General features: G+C 68.1%; 17 protein-coding genes. 6 read left to right on the top strand and 11 right to left on the bottom strand.

Features of this window, described 5'->3' with window-relative positions; genetic code table 11:
- Positions 1-15: 15 nt before the first annotated feature.
- The 4 genes from QZ647_RS05845 to QZ647_RS05860 are packed head-to-tail and all read right to left on the bottom strand — an operon-like array spanning position 16 to position 2884.
- Positions 16-945 carry a methyl-accepting chemotaxis protein gene (locus tag QZ647_RS05845; RefSeq protein WP_291271265.1) on the bottom strand — a complete coding sequence of 310 codons (930 nt, stop codon included), beginning with the start codon at positions 943-945 and terminating at the stop codon, positions 16-18.
- A gap of 18 nt (positions 946-963) precedes the next feature.
- A complete protein-coding gene (locus QZ647_RS05850) occupies positions 964-1782 on the bottom strand; it encodes a DUF4388 domain-containing protein (RefSeq protein WP_286353276.1) in 819 nt (272 codons plus the stop codon).
- A complete protein-coding gene (locus QZ647_RS05855) occupies positions 1779-2159 on the bottom strand; it encodes a response regulator (protein ID WP_291271266.1) in 381 nt (126 codons plus the stop codon). The genes QZ647_RS05850 and QZ647_RS05855 overlap by 4 nt, the downstream gene beginning before the upstream one ends.
- Positions 2156-2884: a pyridoxine 5'-phosphate synthase gene (locus tag QZ647_RS05860; protein WP_291271267.1), complete on the bottom strand. Its 729-nt coding sequence runs from the start codon at positions 2882-2884 to the stop codon at positions 2156-2158. The genes QZ647_RS05855 and QZ647_RS05860 overlap by 4 nt, the downstream gene beginning before the upstream one ends.
- 125 nt (positions 2885-3009) lie before the next feature.
- On the opposite strand from QZ647_RS05860, the gene QZ647_RS05865 reads away from it, so the two are divergent.
- On the top strand, positions 3010-3810 hold the full coding sequence (locus QZ647_RS05865) for a class III extradiol ring-cleavage dioxygenase (RefSeq protein WP_291271268.1): 801 nt from the start codon (positions 3010-3012) through the stop codon (positions 3808-3810).
- Positions 3811-3866: 56 nt separating this feature from the next.
- Here the strand turns inward: QZ647_RS05865 and QZ647_RS05870 are convergent, their stop codons facing one another.
- The 6 genes from QZ647_RS05870 to QZ647_RS05895 all read right to left on the bottom strand — a co-directional run bounded on the left by QZ647_RS05870 (position 3867) and on the right by QZ647_RS05895 (position 8906).
- Positions 3867-4994, bottom strand: coding sequence for an ABC transporter permease (locus QZ647_RS05870; RefSeq protein ID WP_291271269.1), 1128 nt, complete (start codon positions 4992-4994; stop codon positions 3867-3869).
- Between the two features lie 8 nt (positions 4995-5002).
- Positions 5003-5932: an ABC transporter ATP-binding protein gene (locus tag QZ647_RS05875; RefSeq protein ID WP_291271270.1), complete on the bottom strand. Its 930-nt coding sequence runs from the start codon at positions 5930-5932 to the stop codon at positions 5003-5005.
- Positions 5925-6812, bottom strand: coding sequence for an ABC transporter ATP-binding protein (locus QZ647_RS05880; protein WP_291271271.1), 888 nt, complete (start codon positions 6810-6812; stop codon positions 5925-5927). The genes QZ647_RS05875 and QZ647_RS05880 overlap by 8 nt, the downstream gene beginning before the upstream one ends.
- Positions 6809-7759, bottom strand: coding sequence for an HlyD family efflux transporter periplasmic adaptor subunit (locus QZ647_RS05885; protein WP_291271272.1), 951 nt, complete (start codon positions 7757-7759; stop codon positions 6809-6811). Before QZ647_RS05885 ends, QZ647_RS05880 begins: the two co-directional genes overlap by 4 nt.
- A gap of 26 nt (positions 7760-7785) precedes the next feature.
- Entirely contained in the window at positions 7786-8481 is a 696-nt protein-coding gene (locus QZ647_RS05890) for a TetR/AcrR family transcriptional regulator (RefSeq protein ID WP_291271273.1), read from the bottom strand.
- Between the two features lie 140 nt (positions 8482-8621).
- The gene (locus QZ647_RS05895; RefSeq protein ID WP_286353267.1) at positions 8622-8906 is read right to left on the bottom strand and encodes a hypothetical protein; all 285 of its coding nucleotides are present in this window, start codon (positions 8904-8906) and stop codon (positions 8622-8624) included.
- 96 nt (positions 8907-9002) lie between these two features.
- On the opposite strand from QZ647_RS05895, the gene QZ647_RS05900 reads away from it, so the two are divergent.
- Together QZ647_RS05900 and coaBC are read left to right on the top strand one after the other, a co-directional pair.
- Positions 9003-9473: a DinB family protein gene (locus QZ647_RS05900; protein ID WP_291271274.1), complete on the top strand. Its 471-nt coding sequence runs from the start codon at positions 9003-9005 to the stop codon at positions 9471-9473.
- Entirely contained in the window at positions 9473-10681 is a 1209-nt protein-coding gene (coaBC, locus tag QZ647_RS05905; protein ID WP_291271275.1) for a bifunctional phosphopantothenoylcysteine decarboxylase/phosphopantothenate--cysteine ligase CoaBC, read from the top strand. The genes QZ647_RS05900 and coaBC overlap by 1 nt, the downstream gene beginning before the upstream one ends.
- A gap of 4 nt (positions 10682-10685) precedes the next feature.
- Here coaBC and QZ647_RS05910 read toward each other — a convergent pair whose 3' ends face one another.
- Positions 10686-11129: a hypothetical protein gene (locus tag QZ647_RS05910; RefSeq protein WP_286353264.1), complete on the bottom strand. Its 444-nt coding sequence runs from the start codon at positions 11127-11129 to the stop codon at positions 10686-10688.
- 178 nt (positions 11130-11307) lie between these two features.
- Between QZ647_RS05910 and QZ647_RS05915 the strand changes: the two genes are divergently transcribed.
- From QZ647_RS05915 to QZ647_RS05925, 3 genes are all read left to right on the top strand, one after another.
- Positions 11308-12801, top strand: coding sequence for an acetyl-CoA carboxylase biotin carboxylase subunit (locus QZ647_RS05915; protein ID WP_291271276.1), 1494 nt, complete (start codon positions 11308-11310; stop codon positions 12799-12801).
- A gap of 10 nt (positions 12802-12811) precedes the next feature.
- A complete protein-coding gene (locus tag QZ647_RS05920) occupies positions 12812-13336 on the top strand; it encodes a biotin/lipoyl-containing protein (RefSeq protein WP_291271277.1) in 525 nt (174 codons plus the stop codon).
- A 260-nt stretch (positions 13337-13596) separates the two neighbouring features.
- On the top strand, positions 13597-14745 hold the full coding sequence (locus QZ647_RS05925) for an OmpA family protein (RefSeq protein WP_291271278.1): 1149 nt from the start codon (positions 13597-13599) through the stop codon (positions 14743-14745).
- The last annotated feature ends 51 nt before the right edge of the window (positions 14746-14796 follow it).

The following is a 14796-nucleotide window of genomic DNA, read 5'->3' on the forward strand; positions in this document are numbered from 1 at the left end:
GCCGGAACCGGGCCGTCAGTTTCCGCCGGTCTTCTTGAACTGGGCGATGATGTCGTCGACGCTGTCCTTGCGGCTGTCGGCCTCCAGGCTGGTTTCGAAGATGTGGTCCTGGGTGGCCACGCGGCGTTCGGCGAAGCCTTCGCCGGACATGGCGCCGGAATGGATGTTGAAGATCACCAGCAGCCGGTTGAGGCCGCTCTGGAACTGCTTGAGGAGGATCACGACCTTCTCGATCTTCTGGCGCGTGATGTCCTGGAACTGGAGGATGTTGAGGATCTCGAAGGCCTCATCGCTCACCTGCTGGAGCAGGGCCTTCGTGGGGGCCAGGTCCGTCGCCGCGGCCGGAGCCGTGACCTGCTGGGCGAACAGGAATTCGAGCACTTCCTGAGCCAGGGCGGTCCGATCCTCACCGCCCGCGGCCCGGTCCAGGAAGCCGGTGACGGCCTCCTGCAGGTGGGCCTGCCGCTGGCTCTGTTCATTCAGGCCCTTCTGGCAGGCCTCGAGGCTTCGCGTGGCGTCGTCGCTGGCGGCCATGAGGGTATCCAGGCGGTTCATGACGCTCTGGGTGGCCTCTTCGGTGTCCGAGGTGATGGCGTCGAGCTGGGCGGCCAGTTCCGGCACCTGGGTGCTCTGGTGCTTCACCGAGGCATCCAGCTGCTGCAGGTTGAGGAGGGTCTGGTTGATGCTGGAGACGAGCGCCCCCAGTTCGCCTTTGGCCTCGATGTCGATCTTTTGGTACACCTGACCGTTGGCCATGTCCCGGGCGGCCTGGGCCAGGCGCAGGAGGCTGGCCTGGGAATCCCCCTGGAGATCCCGGCGCAGGTCCCCGATCAGTTCTTCGAGGGTGATGAGCCGCTGGTCAAGCCGCTCCCGGCGGGCCTGGAACTCGGCCACCAGGGCATCGGAGCCGCTGGTTGGAATCTGGTCGTCGGGGGCATCGGTCATGGAAACTCCAGGGCGCCCTCAGGGTGCGGGCCGCACCTTCACATGCGTACCTTCGGCCAGCCCCCAGGCCTGCATGAGTTCTCGCGGGATGGCCACCTGCTTGTCGGGAAGACCGGGCACGAACTCCACCCGCTCCACCGCCGGGCCCTTGGGCCAGATGATGCGCAGGTTCCGGACGCCGTGGCGGTAGGGCCCCACCACGGTCCACCAGCCCTCCATGGCCTTGGGCAGCTCGAGGTGGTCCCCCTTGCGGAAGAGCCCCGTCTTCAGCTGGGTGACGGCCACATGGGCATCGGGCTCCAGCACATCCAGGCGACCGGCGTCCTTGAGGATGGAGGCTGCCTGGAGGACGGCCACATCGTGCTGGCCGGAGGCCGCCATGATCTCCTGGAAGTCGCGGTAGCCGTCGAAGAAGGGCAGGACGCGGCGTTCCTCGGCGAAGAGCTTGAGGCCCTCCAGGAGCTGTGGGGCCGGCAGGGTGGGCCAGGGCACCGCCGTAAGGCGGGGGAAGATGGTGTTGAGGCGCTTCCGGCTGTCCTGGATCCGTGCGGAGTCCATGAGCAGGTCGGGCACCGTGCGGCGGATGGTCACTGGGATCTGGAGCTGGGTGGTGAGGAACTCGAACTGGCCGGACACCCACTCCAGGATCTCGAAGGCGGCGGGCTCGCCCCGGGTCGACAGGGTCTCCGCATGGATCACTTCACCGCGTGAGAAATACAGCACCCCGCTCACCTTGCCGGAGCTGACCTGAAGCATGCCCGTCTTGCGGTTGACATGGAGCAGCTGCGCCACATCCGTCAGGGAGATGCTTTCCAGGGTGCCGCGCAGGTTGCTCATGGCTGCCCCTCAATCGGCGCGAGCAGTTCCTGCAGCAGGACATGGATCCGTTCCCGGGTGATGGGCTTCACGGCGAAGATGTCCGCGCCGCTGCGAAGTCCCTCCCGCCAGGCCGACTCGCCGTCGTAGCCCGTGAGGAGCACGACCTTGATGCCCTGGCACTCCGGATCGTCCTTGATGGAGTGGCACAGGGCGGCGCCGCTCTCGCCGGGCATCAGGACATCCAGGAACACCAGGTTCACCGGCTCCTGGGCCAGGGCCCGGCGGGCGGAACTCGCATCGGTGGCCTCCAGGACGCGATGCCCGGCCATCTCGATGTATTCCCGGAGGACCAGCCGGACCTCGGAATCGTCGTCGACCACCAGGACAGTGCTCACGGCCGGGCTTCCATCACGGCGCCGAGCATCTCTTCCACCGCCCGCTCCAGTCCCACCAGCACGGCCCTGCCAATGAGGCTGTGCCCGATGTTCAGCTCCTCGACCTCGGGGATGGCCGCGATGGGGCCCACATTCTGCAGGTTCAATCCGTGGCCCGCCAGCACACGCAGGCCGAGGCGGCTGCCCAGGCGGGCGGCATCGCGGATTTTGGCCAATTCCGCCGTCGCATCGGAATCCATGGGCAGGTCGCTGTAGACCCCCGTGTTCAGCTCCACCGCATCGGCCTCGAGCTTGGCGGCCATCTTCACCTGGTCGAGCACCGGATCCACGAACAGGCTCACGCGGATGCCGGCGCTGCGCAGCTCCCGCAGCACAGGGCGCAGCATGCCCTGGAGGAAGATGGCATCCAGGCCGCCCTGGGTGGTGAGCTCCTCGCGGCTTTCGGGGACCAGGGTCACCCAGGAGGGCCGGGCGGGGATGACGGCCTCCAGGGCCTCGGGGGTGGCCGCGCACTCGACATTCAGCGGCACCGCCAGCACTTCCTTGAGGAGGCGGAGGTCACGGTCCTGGATGTGGCGGCGGTCGCCCCGGAGGTGGACCGTGATGCCATGGGCCCCGGCGCTCTGGGCCAGCAGGGCGGCGGCGACGGGTTCGGGCTCATGCCCTCCCCGGGCCTGCCGGAGGGTGGCCACATGGTCGATGTTGACGCCAAGCCTGAGGTTCAATGCGGGCTCCAGAGAGTGATCTACTTTAGCTTATCCCCTCACTGACTCCATCGGCACCGGAGAGCGCAGGCAGGAGAGGCAAAAAAGAAGTTGAAACACATAAAATGGACTGCCAACCTTAACCCATGGACGCCTCGACCCCGCTTCCCTCCCTGTTCCTCGCCCACGGTTCTCCCATGCTCGCCCTGGATGGGGGCGCCTGGGGGCAGGCCGTCTCGGACCTCGGCCGGACGCTGCCGCCCCTGCGGGCCATCCTGGTCTGCTCGGCCCACTGGGAAGCCGCGGGCCCGTTCCGGTTCTCCTCGGCCGGACGGCCGGGTGTCATGCACGATTTCGGCGGTTTCCCCGAGGCGCTCTACGCCCTGGACTATCCGGCCCCGGGTTCCCCGGACCTGGCCCGGGAGGCCGCCAGCCTGCTACAGGCCGCGGGCCTGGAGACCCAACTGGATCCCCAGCGCCCCCTCGACCACGGGGCCTGGGTGCCGCTGCGCTACCTCGCCCCGGAGGCCGCCCTGCCGGTGGTGCAGCTGTCCCTCCCCCGGCCCCGGACGCCGGAACGGCTCCTGGCGGCGGGACGGGCCCTGGCCCCGCTGCGCGAGCGCGGCGTGCTGATCCTCGGCAGCGGCGGCGTGGTGCACAACCTCCGCCACCTGGATTGGCAGGACGCCTCCGGACCCGAATCCTGGGCCAAGGATTTCCAATCATGGGTGGATGCCCGCCTGGTGACTCGGGACGCCGGGGCGCTCGCGAAGTGGCGGTCGGCTCCGGGTGCAGTGGAATCCGTGCCGACCTCCGAACATCTGGACCCCCTCTTCGTGGCCCTCGGGGCCTCCCAGTCCGCGGCGGAAAAGCAGGCCGCGCCGGGCAAGCTGTTTGACGGCTGGCAGCTCGGCAACCTCAGCCTGGCCAGCTATCGCTTCGATTAGGAGGTCGTAACAAAACCCTGCGCGGCGTTGTGGGGTTTTGTTGCCACCTCTGCACCTCAGGCCTCGGCCCGCTTCATGCTTCGCAGGGCCATGGTCCAGATGACGGCGGAGAGGCCCAGCAGCTTGAGCACCTCCGGCCAGAAGGCCTCAAGGCCCGCGCCCCGCAGCACCACCGCCCGGATGATGATGAGGAAGTGGGTGAGCGGCATGATCTCGCCGAGGAGGAAGAAGGGCAGGGGCATGCCCTCCCGGGGGAAGATGTAGCCGCTGAGGAACACGAAGGGCAGGAAGGTGAGCATGCTCATCTGGGCGCTCTGGCCCTGGCTCTGGGCCGTGGTGGAGATGCGGATGCCGATGCCGAGCATGGCGACGATGAAGAGTCCGGCCATCAGGTAGAGGAGGAGTACGGAGCCCGCCACAGGCACATGGAAGAAGAGGTGGGCGACGCCGAACAGCACGGTCATCTGGGCGTAGGCCATCACCACCACGGGGATGATCTTGCCGGCGAACAGCTCCATGGGTGTGACCGGTGTGACGAGCACCTGATCCAGCGTGCCGCGCTCCTTCTCTCGCACGATGGCGTTGGCCGCGAACATGATGCAGGTCATGGAGAGGATCACGCCCACCAGGCCTGGCACGATGAAGGTGGGGCTGCGGAGATCCGGGTTGTACCACGGCCGGATCCGCACCTCCACCGGCATCACGGGCTTGGCGGCACCGCCGTAGCCCATGCGGTCATACAGCAGCTGGGTGTTGCGGAGCTGCCCCACCCCGGCGGCCGTGGACATGGCGCTGCCCGCCGTGGTGGGACTGGAGCCATCCACGAGGATCATCACCTCGCCGGTCTGGCCCGACCGGATGCGGCGGGCGTAGTCCGGCGGGAACCACACGCCCACCTGGGCCCGGCCCCGGTCCAGGGCCGCGCGGAGCTCAGCCTCGGAGGCGACATGGGCCTTCACATCGAAGTATTGGGTGGCCACCAGGCCATCCACGAAGCTGCGGCTCTCCTGGCTCCGGGACTCGTCCAGCACCGCCGCCGGCATGTGCTTCACATCGTAGTTGATGGCGAAGCCGAAGATGATGAGCTGCATGAGGGGCATGCCCAGCGTGAAGGCCAGGGTCATCCGGTCCCGGCGCAGCTGCAGGAATTCCTTCCAGACCAGGGCTTTGATGCGGTTCCACATGGTCGCTCCTAGACGGCGCGAGAGCGCTGGACGAGATCCACGAACAGGTCTTCGAGGGAAGGCAGTTCCGGCGGCAGAGCCTCGAAGGTGTGGCCGGCTTGCCGAAGCGTCGCGAGCAGCGAGGAGGGATCGGCCTCGGCCGGGAGGGAGAGGCGCACGCTGCGTCCCAGCAACTCGGCGGCGAGCACTTCCGGGTGGGTCCGCGCCGCAGCCCGCAAGGCGCGGAAGCCCTCGGTCCGAAGTTCGACCACCTGGCGGCCCAGGCCTTCCTTGAGAGCCCGCGGACGCCCATAGGCCATGAGCTTCCCGCCGAGGATGAAGGCCAGGCGATCGCATTGGTCGGCTTCGGCCAGGTTGTGGGTGGTGACGAGGATGCTCATGCCCTCCGCCACGAGTTCGTCCATGGCCTCCCAGAAGAGCCTTCGCCGCAGGGGGTCCACGCCGCTGGTGGGTTCGTCCAGGAAGAGCACCTCCGGCCGGTGGAGGGTGGCGGCCGCCAGCGCCACCCGCTGCCGCTCGCCGGTGGAGAGCTTGGATACGAGCAGGTCCCGGTGGGCCCAGACCTGCATCTCCTTCAGGCGGAAGTCGAGTTCGGAAGCCAGCCGCGGACCTTCGAGGCCGTAGAGGCCTCCGAAGAAGCGGAGGTTCTCCGCCACCGTGAGGTCTGTCAGCAGGCTGGATTTCTGGCTCATGTAGCCCATGCGCCCCCGCACCTGGTCCGCCTCGGTGAACAGGTCCCGGCCCAGGGCCCGGGCCTCGCCCGCACTGGGGGCCAGCACGCCGCAGAGCATGCGGATGGTGGTGCTCTTGCCGGCACCGTTGGGCCCGAGGAAGCCGAAGATCTCCCCAGGCTGGATCTCGAAGCTGAGCTCCGAGACGGCGGTGAAGTCGCCGAAGCGGCGCGTGAGGCCCCGAACCTGCAGAACCGGCTCAGCCATGGAGGTTCCCGGCTTCCACGAGGGCGTGCAGGAAGACATCCTCCACGCTGGTCTCCGCGAGGCGGACCTGCTCGACGCCCGGCAGGGCGGAGAGCCGCGCCAGCAGCGGCGCGGGATCCTGGTCGGGAAACCGGACGCGCAGCACCTCGCCCTCGGCGAACAGGTCCAGGGGCGCCAGCGCGGCGAGCGCCGCCTGCACCTCGCGGCGCCGGGCGCTCACGAGCCGGAACACCAGGCCGGGCAGGCCCCGCCGGAAGGAGGCCCGGTCCCCTTCCTGGAGAACCTGGCCTTCGTGCATGAGCAGCATGCGGTGGGCGTATTCGGCCTCGTCCATGTAGGGCGTGGAGAAGAGGATGGCCACGCCCTCGTCGTGGACCGCGTGCAGCAGCTCCCAGAACTCCCGACGGCTCACGGGATCCACGCCCGTGGTGGGCTCGTCCAGGAGGAGGAGGCGCGGCTCCGTGAGCAGGGCCGTGCAGAGGGAGAGCTTCTGCTTCATGCCGCCGGACAGGGCCCCGGAAGGCCGGTCCCGGAAGGCCATCAGGTCTACGGATTCCAGCAGGCGCCGGATCCGGGGGGCGGGATCCGGCAGGCCGAAGAGGCCCGCCTGGAACTGCAGGTTCTCAGCCACCGTGAGTTCGGGGGCGAGGCTGAAGGTCTGGGGCACATAGCTGACGCCCTGACGGTCGAGGTGGCGAACTACCGCTCCGCCGGAAGGCTTCTGCAGGCCGATGAGCATGCGGAAGGTGGTGGTCTTCCCCGCGCCATCGGGGCCGATGAGGCCCACGAGGTCGCCCTCGGAAAGGCTCAGGTCCAGCCCCTTCACGGCCTCTTTCGGGCCGAAGCGGCAAGTGAGGTCCCGGGCCTCCAGCAGGATCATCGGTGGGCGCTCCCCAGGCGGACATCCACGGCCACGCCGGGCATCAGGCCCTGCTCCCAGCCGCCCTTGAGGTTCACCCGCGCGGGATAGACGAGGTTCACGCGTTCTTCACGGCTCTCGACCATCTTCGGTGTGAACTCGGCTTCGGAGGCCACTTCGTCGAGGGTGGCCTCGAGGATGCGCTTGTCCGGCGTCTCCACGGTGACGGGGGAACCGAGCCGCGCCTGGCCTTGCAGGGGCTGGGGCAGGTAGATCCGCACCCACAGCTGGTCGAGACGGGCCAGGGTAAGTACCGGCTGACCCGGGGCCAGGATGCTGCCGGGCTCCCGCAAGCGGTGGGTGACGAGGCCATCGAAGGGGGCCCGCACCTCCGTGAAGCCGGCCTGGGCCCGGCTCTGCTGCAGCACGGCCTGGGCCTTCCGTGCTTCGGCGGAACCAGCCTGCCGTTGCTCGACGCGGGCCCCGGCCCTCAGCTCGACCAGGGCCTTGGCCTGCAGGTTCAGCGCCGCCGCAGCCCGATCCCGCTCGGCCGTGACGCGGTCCAGCTCGGCCTGGGAGAGCACCTGGTCCCGGAAGAGGCGGGCCGTGCGGTGGAGGTTCTCTTCGGCGAGCCTCACCGCGGCCTCGGCATCGCGCACCCGGGCTTCACCCTGGGCGATCTGCTCGGCGCGGGTGCCACGGTCCAGTTCCAGGCGCTTGGCGTCGGCGCTGTCGAAGCCGGCCTGGTCGCGGAGCACGGCGGCGTCCAGTTCCTCGGCCACCACCCGGGCCAGCAGATCCCCGGCCTTCACGCGCTGGCCTTCGCGGACCTGGAGTTCCACGAGCCGCCCCCCGGCCCGGGGACCGAGGTCCGTGAGGTAAGCCTCCACCCGGCCATTGAGGAGGGGGCGGGGATCCCGCCGGCAGGCCAGGAGGAGCAGCGGAAGCAGGAGCAGGGCCTTGCGCATGGAAGATCCTTTAAGGTCGGGATGGATCAGGGACGGGTATCGGGCAGGGGGGGGATCGGAGCGGCCGGGTCGGCAGCGAGGCCCCGCCAGTAGAGCTCCAGCCAGGCGCGTTCGCCCTTGGCCACGGATTCCTCGGGCGTCAGCCCCAGGATGCGCGGGGCCACGACGGGCAGCACATCGAGAACCTCCAAGTGGAGCTTCACGAAGAAGAAGGTGGCGAGGAGCAGATCCAGCCCCTCCCGCACCTCACCCCGCTGAACCCCCTGCTCAAGGATGCTCCGGACCTGGAGGGCGGCCCCGAACAGGCGGCTCTGGATCGTTTCCTGGATGCCCTCGGTCCCCCGGACGATTTCCCCGCGTACGAGGCTGCGGAGGCCTGGATCCTGGCCGAGGCGCCGGCCGTAGATGCCCAGGACCTCCCACAGGCGCAGGGCGGTGTGGCGATCATCGGAAGGATCCGCCAGCTGCTTCAGCTCCTCGACCAGGGGCGGGATGCGGCGGTCCAGGAGGGCCGTGAACATGGCCTCCTTGCTGTCGAAGTGGTAATAGATCAGGGCCGGGTCGCAGCCCGCTTGCCGGGCGATGGCGCGCAGGCTGGCGGCACGCAGGCCGTCCCGGGCGAAAACCTCCTGGGCCGCGTTCAGGAGCTGGTCCGCATCCATTCGGGTGGGCTTGGGGCCGCGGGGACGGGAAGGGTGTGGAAGGGGCGCAGGAGAGGGCATGGGACTCCAATTCAACACGCGTTGAATATTGGGGTCCGTGCAGTCCTTGCGCAAGGTTTTATTTCATCGACCGTGGAAATAAAGTGCAGACCACAAAAAGCCCCCGGGGTTCCGGGGGCTCTTCAGAAGAAAACGGCCGGCTACTCGCTGGAGATGGGAACGACCGTGGTGTCTTCGATGGTGAGCACCTCGGCCTCTTCGAAGGCGATGCGGTTCTCTTCCACCTCGGCGACGGCGACCTGGCCCCAGAAGGATGCGAGCTTGGGTGCATCCTGGGCCTGGCCGTGCTTGTTCACGGGCACGATCACCTCGACCTTGGGGAAGGCGCCGCGCTGAAGCTGGTCGCAGCGCTTGCCCGCCACGACGACGAAGCGGTACTTGTTGGCGATTTCTTCCGGGACACGAACGATGGTGCGCTGGGTCATGGGGCACTCCGAACCTGGAAGCATAGCATCTGAAAGGGCTTCCAGCAATGGTCCGAACGGGCTCCTGGAGTAGGATTGGGTCTTCCGGGAGGGACCATGGAACGGGGCAAGCTCTGGCGGACCGCCTTCGGCGGCAACATCCGGCTCCTGGAGCTGAACGGGGCCGGGCTCACCGAGGACCTGGCCGCCAAGCGGCCGGCCTCCGGCGTGGCTTCGGCCGCCTGGATCGTGGGGCATCTGGTGGCCTCCCGGCGCCGGATCGTGAAGATGCTGGGCGGGAGCCTGCCGGAGGAACCGACCTGGGAACAGCACTATGCCCGCGGCGGTCCGGGAGCCACCGCCCACCTGGACTGGGCGGGGCTGCTGGAGGCCTTCCGGGCGACGGATCAGGCCCTGAAGACCGCCTTCCAGCAACTGGAGGACTGGGATCGCCCGACCCTGAACCCGGCCCTGGGCGCGGAACAGCCCCTGGAGCAGGTGCTGTCGTTCCTCTTCATGCACGAGTGTTACCACTTGGGGCAGATCGGCATCGTCCGCAAATTGCACGGCCTGCCAGGAGCCATCTGATGCAGATCATCCTGGGGATCACCGGCGGGATCGCCGCCTACAAATCCGCCGAGCTGGCCCGGCTGCTGGCCAACCAGGGCCATCGGGTGCGCTGCATCCTCACGGAGGCCGGGGCGCGGTTCATCACACCGCTCACGCTCACCAGCCTGACGGGCGAGCCCTGTTTCGGTGCCAACCCCGACCAGGGGGAATGGCGTGCCAATCCCAGCATCGAGCACATCGAGCTGGCCCGCTGGGCCGACCTGGTGGCCGTGGTGCCCGCCACGGCGAACATCCTAGGAAAGACCGCCAACGGCCTCGCCACGGATCTGCTCAGCACCGTCCTGCTCGCCACCCGGGCCCCGGTGCTCTGGGCTCCGGCCATGAACACGGGCATGTGGGAGCATCCCGCGGTGCAGGCGAACATCGCCCGGCTGCGCGCCTTCGGCCACGCGGTGGTGGAGCCCGGCGAGGGCACCCTGGCCTGCGGCGAGGAAGGATCCGGAAAACTGGCGGAGGTGGTCTCCATCGCCGAGGCCATCCAGATGCACGGCACACCCAAGCTGCGCAGCCTCCGCGGCCGCCGCGTGCTCATCACCTCGGGCCCCACGCGGGAGGACCTGGATCCGGTCCGCACGCTCACCAACCGCAGCACCGGCGCCATGGGCATCGAGCTGGCGCGGGCCTTCCGCGATGTGGGGGCCCAGGTCCAGCTGGTGCTGGGCGGCGACCTGCCGGCGCCCTGGGGCGTGGAGACCCTCCGCGTCCGCAGCGCCCAGCAGATGCTGGAGGCATGTGAGGCCCGCTGGGCGGATTCGGACGGCCTGGTGGCCGCCGCCGCCGTGGCGGATCAGCGCCCCGAAGCGCTGGCGCCCGAGAAGGTGAAGAAGGGCGACGGGCCCGAAACCCTGGTGCTGGTGCGGACACCGGACATCCTGGCGCGCCTCTCGGCTGCCCGGCGGGCAGATCAGTGGGTGCTCGGCTTCGCGGCCGAGAGCGAGAAGCACCTGGAGCAGGCCGCCGCCAAGCTGGTGAAGAAGGGGCTGGACGCCGTGCTGGTGAACGATGTTCAAGGCGGCCGGGCTTTCGGCGCCCAGGCCAACACCCTGACGCCCGTCACGGCCCAGGGCCCCCATGACCCCCTCGGGCCCCTGGCGAAGGATCAGCTGGCCCGGGCCGTGGTGCAGTGGTGGGCACACCGGCTGGAAGCCCGGGAGAGCGGCCGGTAATGCCTTAGAGGGCCGGGTCCATCCAGGGCAGCACATCGCTGGGGCGCCCGGCCACATTGCCCAGGCGCACCGCCACGACCACGATCCAGCCCTGGGGCCGCTGCAGCGAGCCCAGGTCCATGGTGAAGGGCTCCCCGGGTCCCGGCAGGTCGGGGCGCCGGCGCTCCAGCACGACCTCCCCGTGGTTGAAGACCTCCTCGGGCGAGGGCTTGGCGAGGGCCAGGGGAAGATACAGCACCCGGACCAGCTCCACCCCCGCCAGGGGATCCCCCTTCACATCCGCCGGAGGCAGCGTGAGCCGGACTTTGCGCAGGCCTTCCAGCCGGACCTCGGGGGCCTGGGCGGCCGCGCGCGGGCGGGGGATGGGATCGCCCTTCCGCCCGCAGTGGAAGATCAGGACGCCAAGCGTGATGGCGAGCAGCGGGTTTGCTAGGCTGGAGAATCGCATCGCCTCCATCATGCCCGATTCCGAGGTCCACCTATGCCCGTGACCAAGATCCTGATTGCGAACCGCGGGGACGATGACCCCTCCGGGGTCGAGCGGAGCGAGGGAGCGGGAGCGAAGCGATCGGGGGCAGGTCCCCGCGCAGGCCAGCGATCCAGCACCCCTGAGCAAAGGTGAGCCCATGCCCGTGACCAAGATCTTGATTGCCAACCGCGGGGAAATCGCGATCCGCGTGATCCGCACCTGCCGCGAGATGGGCATCCCCACGGTGGCCGTGTATTCCGAGGCCGATCGCGGCGCCCTGCATGTGCGCATGGCAGATGAGGCCTACTTCATCGGCCCCGCGGCGGCCCGGGAGAGCTACCTGGTGCTGGAGAAGATCCTGGATGTCTGCAAGCGCAGCGGCGCCGACGCGGTGCATCCGGGCTACGGCTTCCTGTCCGAGAACGCCGAAGCCGCCAGGGCTTTCCAGGCGGCGGGCATCACCTTCATCGGGCCTCGCCCCGAGTGCATCGTGAGCATGGGCTCCAAGACCGCCGCCCGGGAGGTGGCCATCGCTGCGGGCTGCCCCGTGGTGCCGGGCATCCAGGAGACCATGGCCGATGAGGAGCTGCTGGTCGCCTCCCAGAAGATCGGCTTCCCCGTGATGCTCAAGGCCGCCATGGGCGGCGGCGGCAAGGGCATGCGCCTGGTGCACAAGCCCGAGGAGTTCACTTCCTCGCTCGCGCGGGCGCGCGGCGAGGCGCTGTCCAGCTTCGGCGACGACAGCGTCTATGTGGAGAAGGCCATCGTCCAGCCCCGCCACATCGAGATCCAGATCTTCTCCGACACCCACGGCAACCATGTCTACCTGCACGAGCGCGAATGCTCCGTGCAGCGGCGGCACCAGAAGGTCATTGAGGAGGCGCCCAGCCCCCATGTGACGCCGGAGATGCGCAAGGCCATGGGCGAGGCGGCCCTCAAGGTGGCCCGGGCCGTGAACTATGTGGGCGCGGGCACGGTGGAGTTCCTGGCCGACGCCGACCGGAACTTCTACTTCCTGGAGATGAACACCCGCCTCCAGGTGGAACATCCCGTCACGGAATGGATCACGGGCCTGGACCTGGTGAAGTGGCAGATCCTCGTGGCCCGGGGCGAGCAGCTGCCCATGACCCAGGAGGAGATCCCCCTCAACGGCTGGGCCATGGAGTGCCGCGTCTACGCCGAGGACCCCGACAAGAACTTCATGCCGAGCCCCGGGAAGATCACCTTCCTGCGCACCCCCAGCGGCCGCAATGTGCGCGATGACAGCGGCGTCTACGAAGGGGCCGAAGTGCCCATGTTCTACGACCCCATGATCAGCAAGCTCAGCACCTGGGGGCCCACGCGCCTCGAGGCCATCGAGCGCATGCGCGCGGCCCTGGGCGAGTACCGCATCGGCGGCATCCGCCACAACATCGCCTTCCACGAGGCGCTGATGGAGCATGAGCCCTTCCGGGCCGGCGCCCTGCACACGGGCATGCTGGACAAACCCTTCTGGAAGCGGAAGGGGCAGGGGCCCGACCTGAAGTTCGCGGTGGCGGCGGCGCTGCTGCACGAGCTCGAAACCGAGCAGCGACGGGCCACCCAGCCGTCCGCCGGGGGCGAGGGGAAACCCGATGCCTGGAAGCACTGGGGCCGGTTCAACCGGTTGTAGGGAGACGCGCGTGAAACGGACCCTGATCCTCGGCAAGGACTCCCACGAGGTGGAGCTCATCCACCAGGACGGCGCGACGACGCTGGTCTGGGAGGGGGTGAGCCATCCCATCGACATCCTGGAGCTGGAACCCGGCTGCTATTCGATCCTCATGGAGGGCCGCTCGGTGGAGGTGCGCCTGGACCCGGCCAAGTCGCCGGACCCCGACACCCATGCCTACCGGGCGATGCTCTACGACGGCTCCTACGAATTCGCCCTGGTGGATCCCCGCCGGGCCCTCCTGGCGGGTTCCGGCGGCGCCGGGGCCGGTGGCGGCGTGCTGTCCTCGCCCATGCCCGGCAAGATCGTGAAATTGCTCGCGAAAGTCGGCGACTCCGTTCAGGAGGGCCAGACCCTCCTCGTCATGGAGGCCATGAAGATGCAGAACGAACTGAAGACCAGCACCACCGGGACTGTGACGGTCGTCCATGTCCAGGAGGGCGCCACCGTGGAGACGGGGGCTGCGCTTATCACTGTCGTGGCGCCCGAAACCTGAATGAAGGTTTATCTGAGCCGTTCTTACTTCAGGTCATGCAAAAGTTACAAATGACCTCCCTTTCTTGAAAATCAAGGAAACTGCATCAATCAGGCGGCTTGTAGCGGGGCATGCTTGAAGATAAATTCCTATCGATTCATGATGTAGATAATTCGATTTAATTTTTCCATATTTATGTCGGGAACCTTTTTTGGGTTGCATGAAGTCCCTCTCCGGGACTAGCTTGAGGCGTGATGCAAATCACTATTCCTGGAGGTGATATGAAAAAAACCTTGCTGTTCTTGCTGGCTGGAACGGCGTTGAGTCTTTCCGCCCAGCAGGGTCAGGCCTGGGTGGCTGGCCACCTGGGTCAGACCATTTTCGAGAAGGACAAGAACCTTGCTAAGCCTGGGATTGAGCTGAAGGATCAGCTCCACTACGGTCTGGGTGTTGGGCATTGGTACACCGATCGTTGGGGCCTGGACCTCCGCGCCCTGCATAACGACCTGAAGGCCGACAAGATCCCTGGTGCTCCCACCGGGGATGAGACCCACCTGCTGGCCTCGGGCCTGTTCAACTTCCGTCCCGGCGCTGAGAACTGGTATCCCTACCTCTCCGCTGGTTTCGGCGGGACGAATGTGAACAAGAAATACTCCCCCAGCGGCAAGGAGACCACCCGCCTCAACTACCACGGCGGGCTCGGCGTCATGGGCAAGCTGGCCGAGAACTTCATGCTCGACCTGAATGTCAAGGCTGTGAGCGTGGAGCTTCCCAAGTCGCGCATGGAGTATCTGGCGACGCTGGGCCTCGGTTACACCTGGGGCGGTGCCAAGAAGGCCGCTCCGGCCCCCCCGCCGCCGCCTCCCCCGCCCGCTCCCGAGCCAAAGCCCGAGCCGGTTGCACCGCCGCCGCCGCCTCCCCCGCCCGCTCCCGAACCGGAAGTGGTGAAGCCAGTGCCGCCGCCGCCGCCCGCCAAGATCGTTCTGGACGAGGCCGTGCTGCACTTCGCCAATGGCAAGGCGGACCTGGGTCCGGACGCCACCGCGGCCATCCAGAAGGTGGCTGACGGCCTCAAGGCCTACCCGGGCAACTACAAGCTCGAGGTGAGCGGTCACACCTCCTCCGTGGGCGGCAAGGCCCTGAACAAGTCCCTGGCCAAGCGCCGGGCCGACGCGGTTGCCAAGGTCCTGGTGGACTCCGGCATCCCCGCCTCCAAGGTCACCACCGTGGGCGTAGGCCCCGACAAGCCCATCGCCGACAACGCGACCAAGGAAGGCCAGGCCAAGAACCGCCGCGTGGAGATCGATGTGCAGGTCAACGACGGCAAGACCGAGGTCCGCAAGACCGAGACCGGAGTCGTCGATGGCGCCGCCGCTCCGGCTCCTGCGCCCAAGAAGTCCGTGAAGAAGGCCGCCAAGGCCACCAAGTAGGCCGAGCCCACGAACAGCGGGGGCTGTTGCCCCCGCTGTTCTCTTAAGGAG

Source organism: Geothrix sp. (assembly GCF_020622065.1).
Lineage (GTDB): Bacteria > Acidobacteriota > Holophagae > Holophagales > Holophagaceae > Geothrix.

What these genes read in the sequence shown, in the direction of transcription:
- QZ647_RS05915 (WP_291271276.1), top strand. Translation starts at nt 11,308, where the DNA reads ATGCCCGTGACCAAGATCTTGATTGCCAACCGCGGGGAAATCGCGATC.
- QZ647_RS05885 (WP_291271272.1), bottom strand. Translation starts at nt 7,759, where the DNA reads ATGCGCAAGGCCCTGCTCCTGCTTCCGCTGCTCCTCCTGGCCTGCCGG.
- coaBC (WP_291271275.1), top strand. Translation starts at nt 9,473, where the DNA reads ATGCAGATCATCCTGGGGATCACCGGCGGGATCGCCGCCTACAAATCC.
- QZ647_RS05910 (WP_286353264.1), bottom strand. Translation starts at nt 11,129, where the DNA reads ATGCGATTCTCCAGCCTAGCAAACCCGCTGCTCGCCATCACGCTTGGC.
- QZ647_RS05865 (WP_291271268.1), top strand. Translation starts at nt 3,010, where the DNA reads ATGGACGCCTCGACCCCGCTTCCCTCCCTGTTCCTCGCCCACGGTTCT.
- QZ647_RS05900 (WP_291271274.1), top strand. Translation starts at nt 9,003, where the DNA reads ATGGAACGGGGCAAGCTCTGGCGGACCGCCTTCGGCGGCAACATCCGG.
- QZ647_RS05880 (WP_291271271.1), bottom strand. Translation starts at nt 6,812, where the DNA reads ATGATCCTGCTGGAGGCCCGGGACCTCACTTGCCGCTTCGGCCCGAAA.
- QZ647_RS05890 (WP_291271273.1), bottom strand. Translation starts at nt 8,481, where the DNA reads ATGCCCTCTCCTGCGCCCCTTCCACACCCTTCCCGTCCCCGCGGCCCC.
- QZ647_RS05895 (WP_286353267.1), bottom strand. Translation starts at nt 8,906, where the DNA reads ATGACCCAGCGCACCATCGTTCGTGTCCCGGAAGAAATCGCCAACAAG.
- QZ647_RS05870 (WP_291271269.1), bottom strand. Translation starts at nt 4,994, where the DNA reads ATGTGGAACCGCATCAAAGCCCTGGTCTGGAAGGAATTCCTGCAGCTG.
- QZ647_RS05925 (WP_291271278.1), top strand. Translation starts at nt 13,597, where the DNA reads ATGAAAAAAACCTTGCTGTTCTTGCTGGCTGGAACGGCGTTGAGTCTT.
- QZ647_RS05850 (WP_286353276.1), bottom strand. Translation starts at nt 1,782, where the DNA reads ATGAGCAACCTGCGCGGCACCCTGGAAAGCATCTCCCTGACGGATGTG.
- QZ647_RS05875 (WP_291271270.1), bottom strand. Translation starts at nt 5,932, where the DNA reads ATGGCTGAGCCGGTTCTGCAGGTTCGGGGCCTCACGCGCCGCTTCGGC.
- QZ647_RS05845 (WP_291271265.1), bottom strand. Translation starts at nt 945, where the DNA reads ATGACCGATGCCCCCGACGACCAGATTCCAACCAGCGGCTCCGATGCC.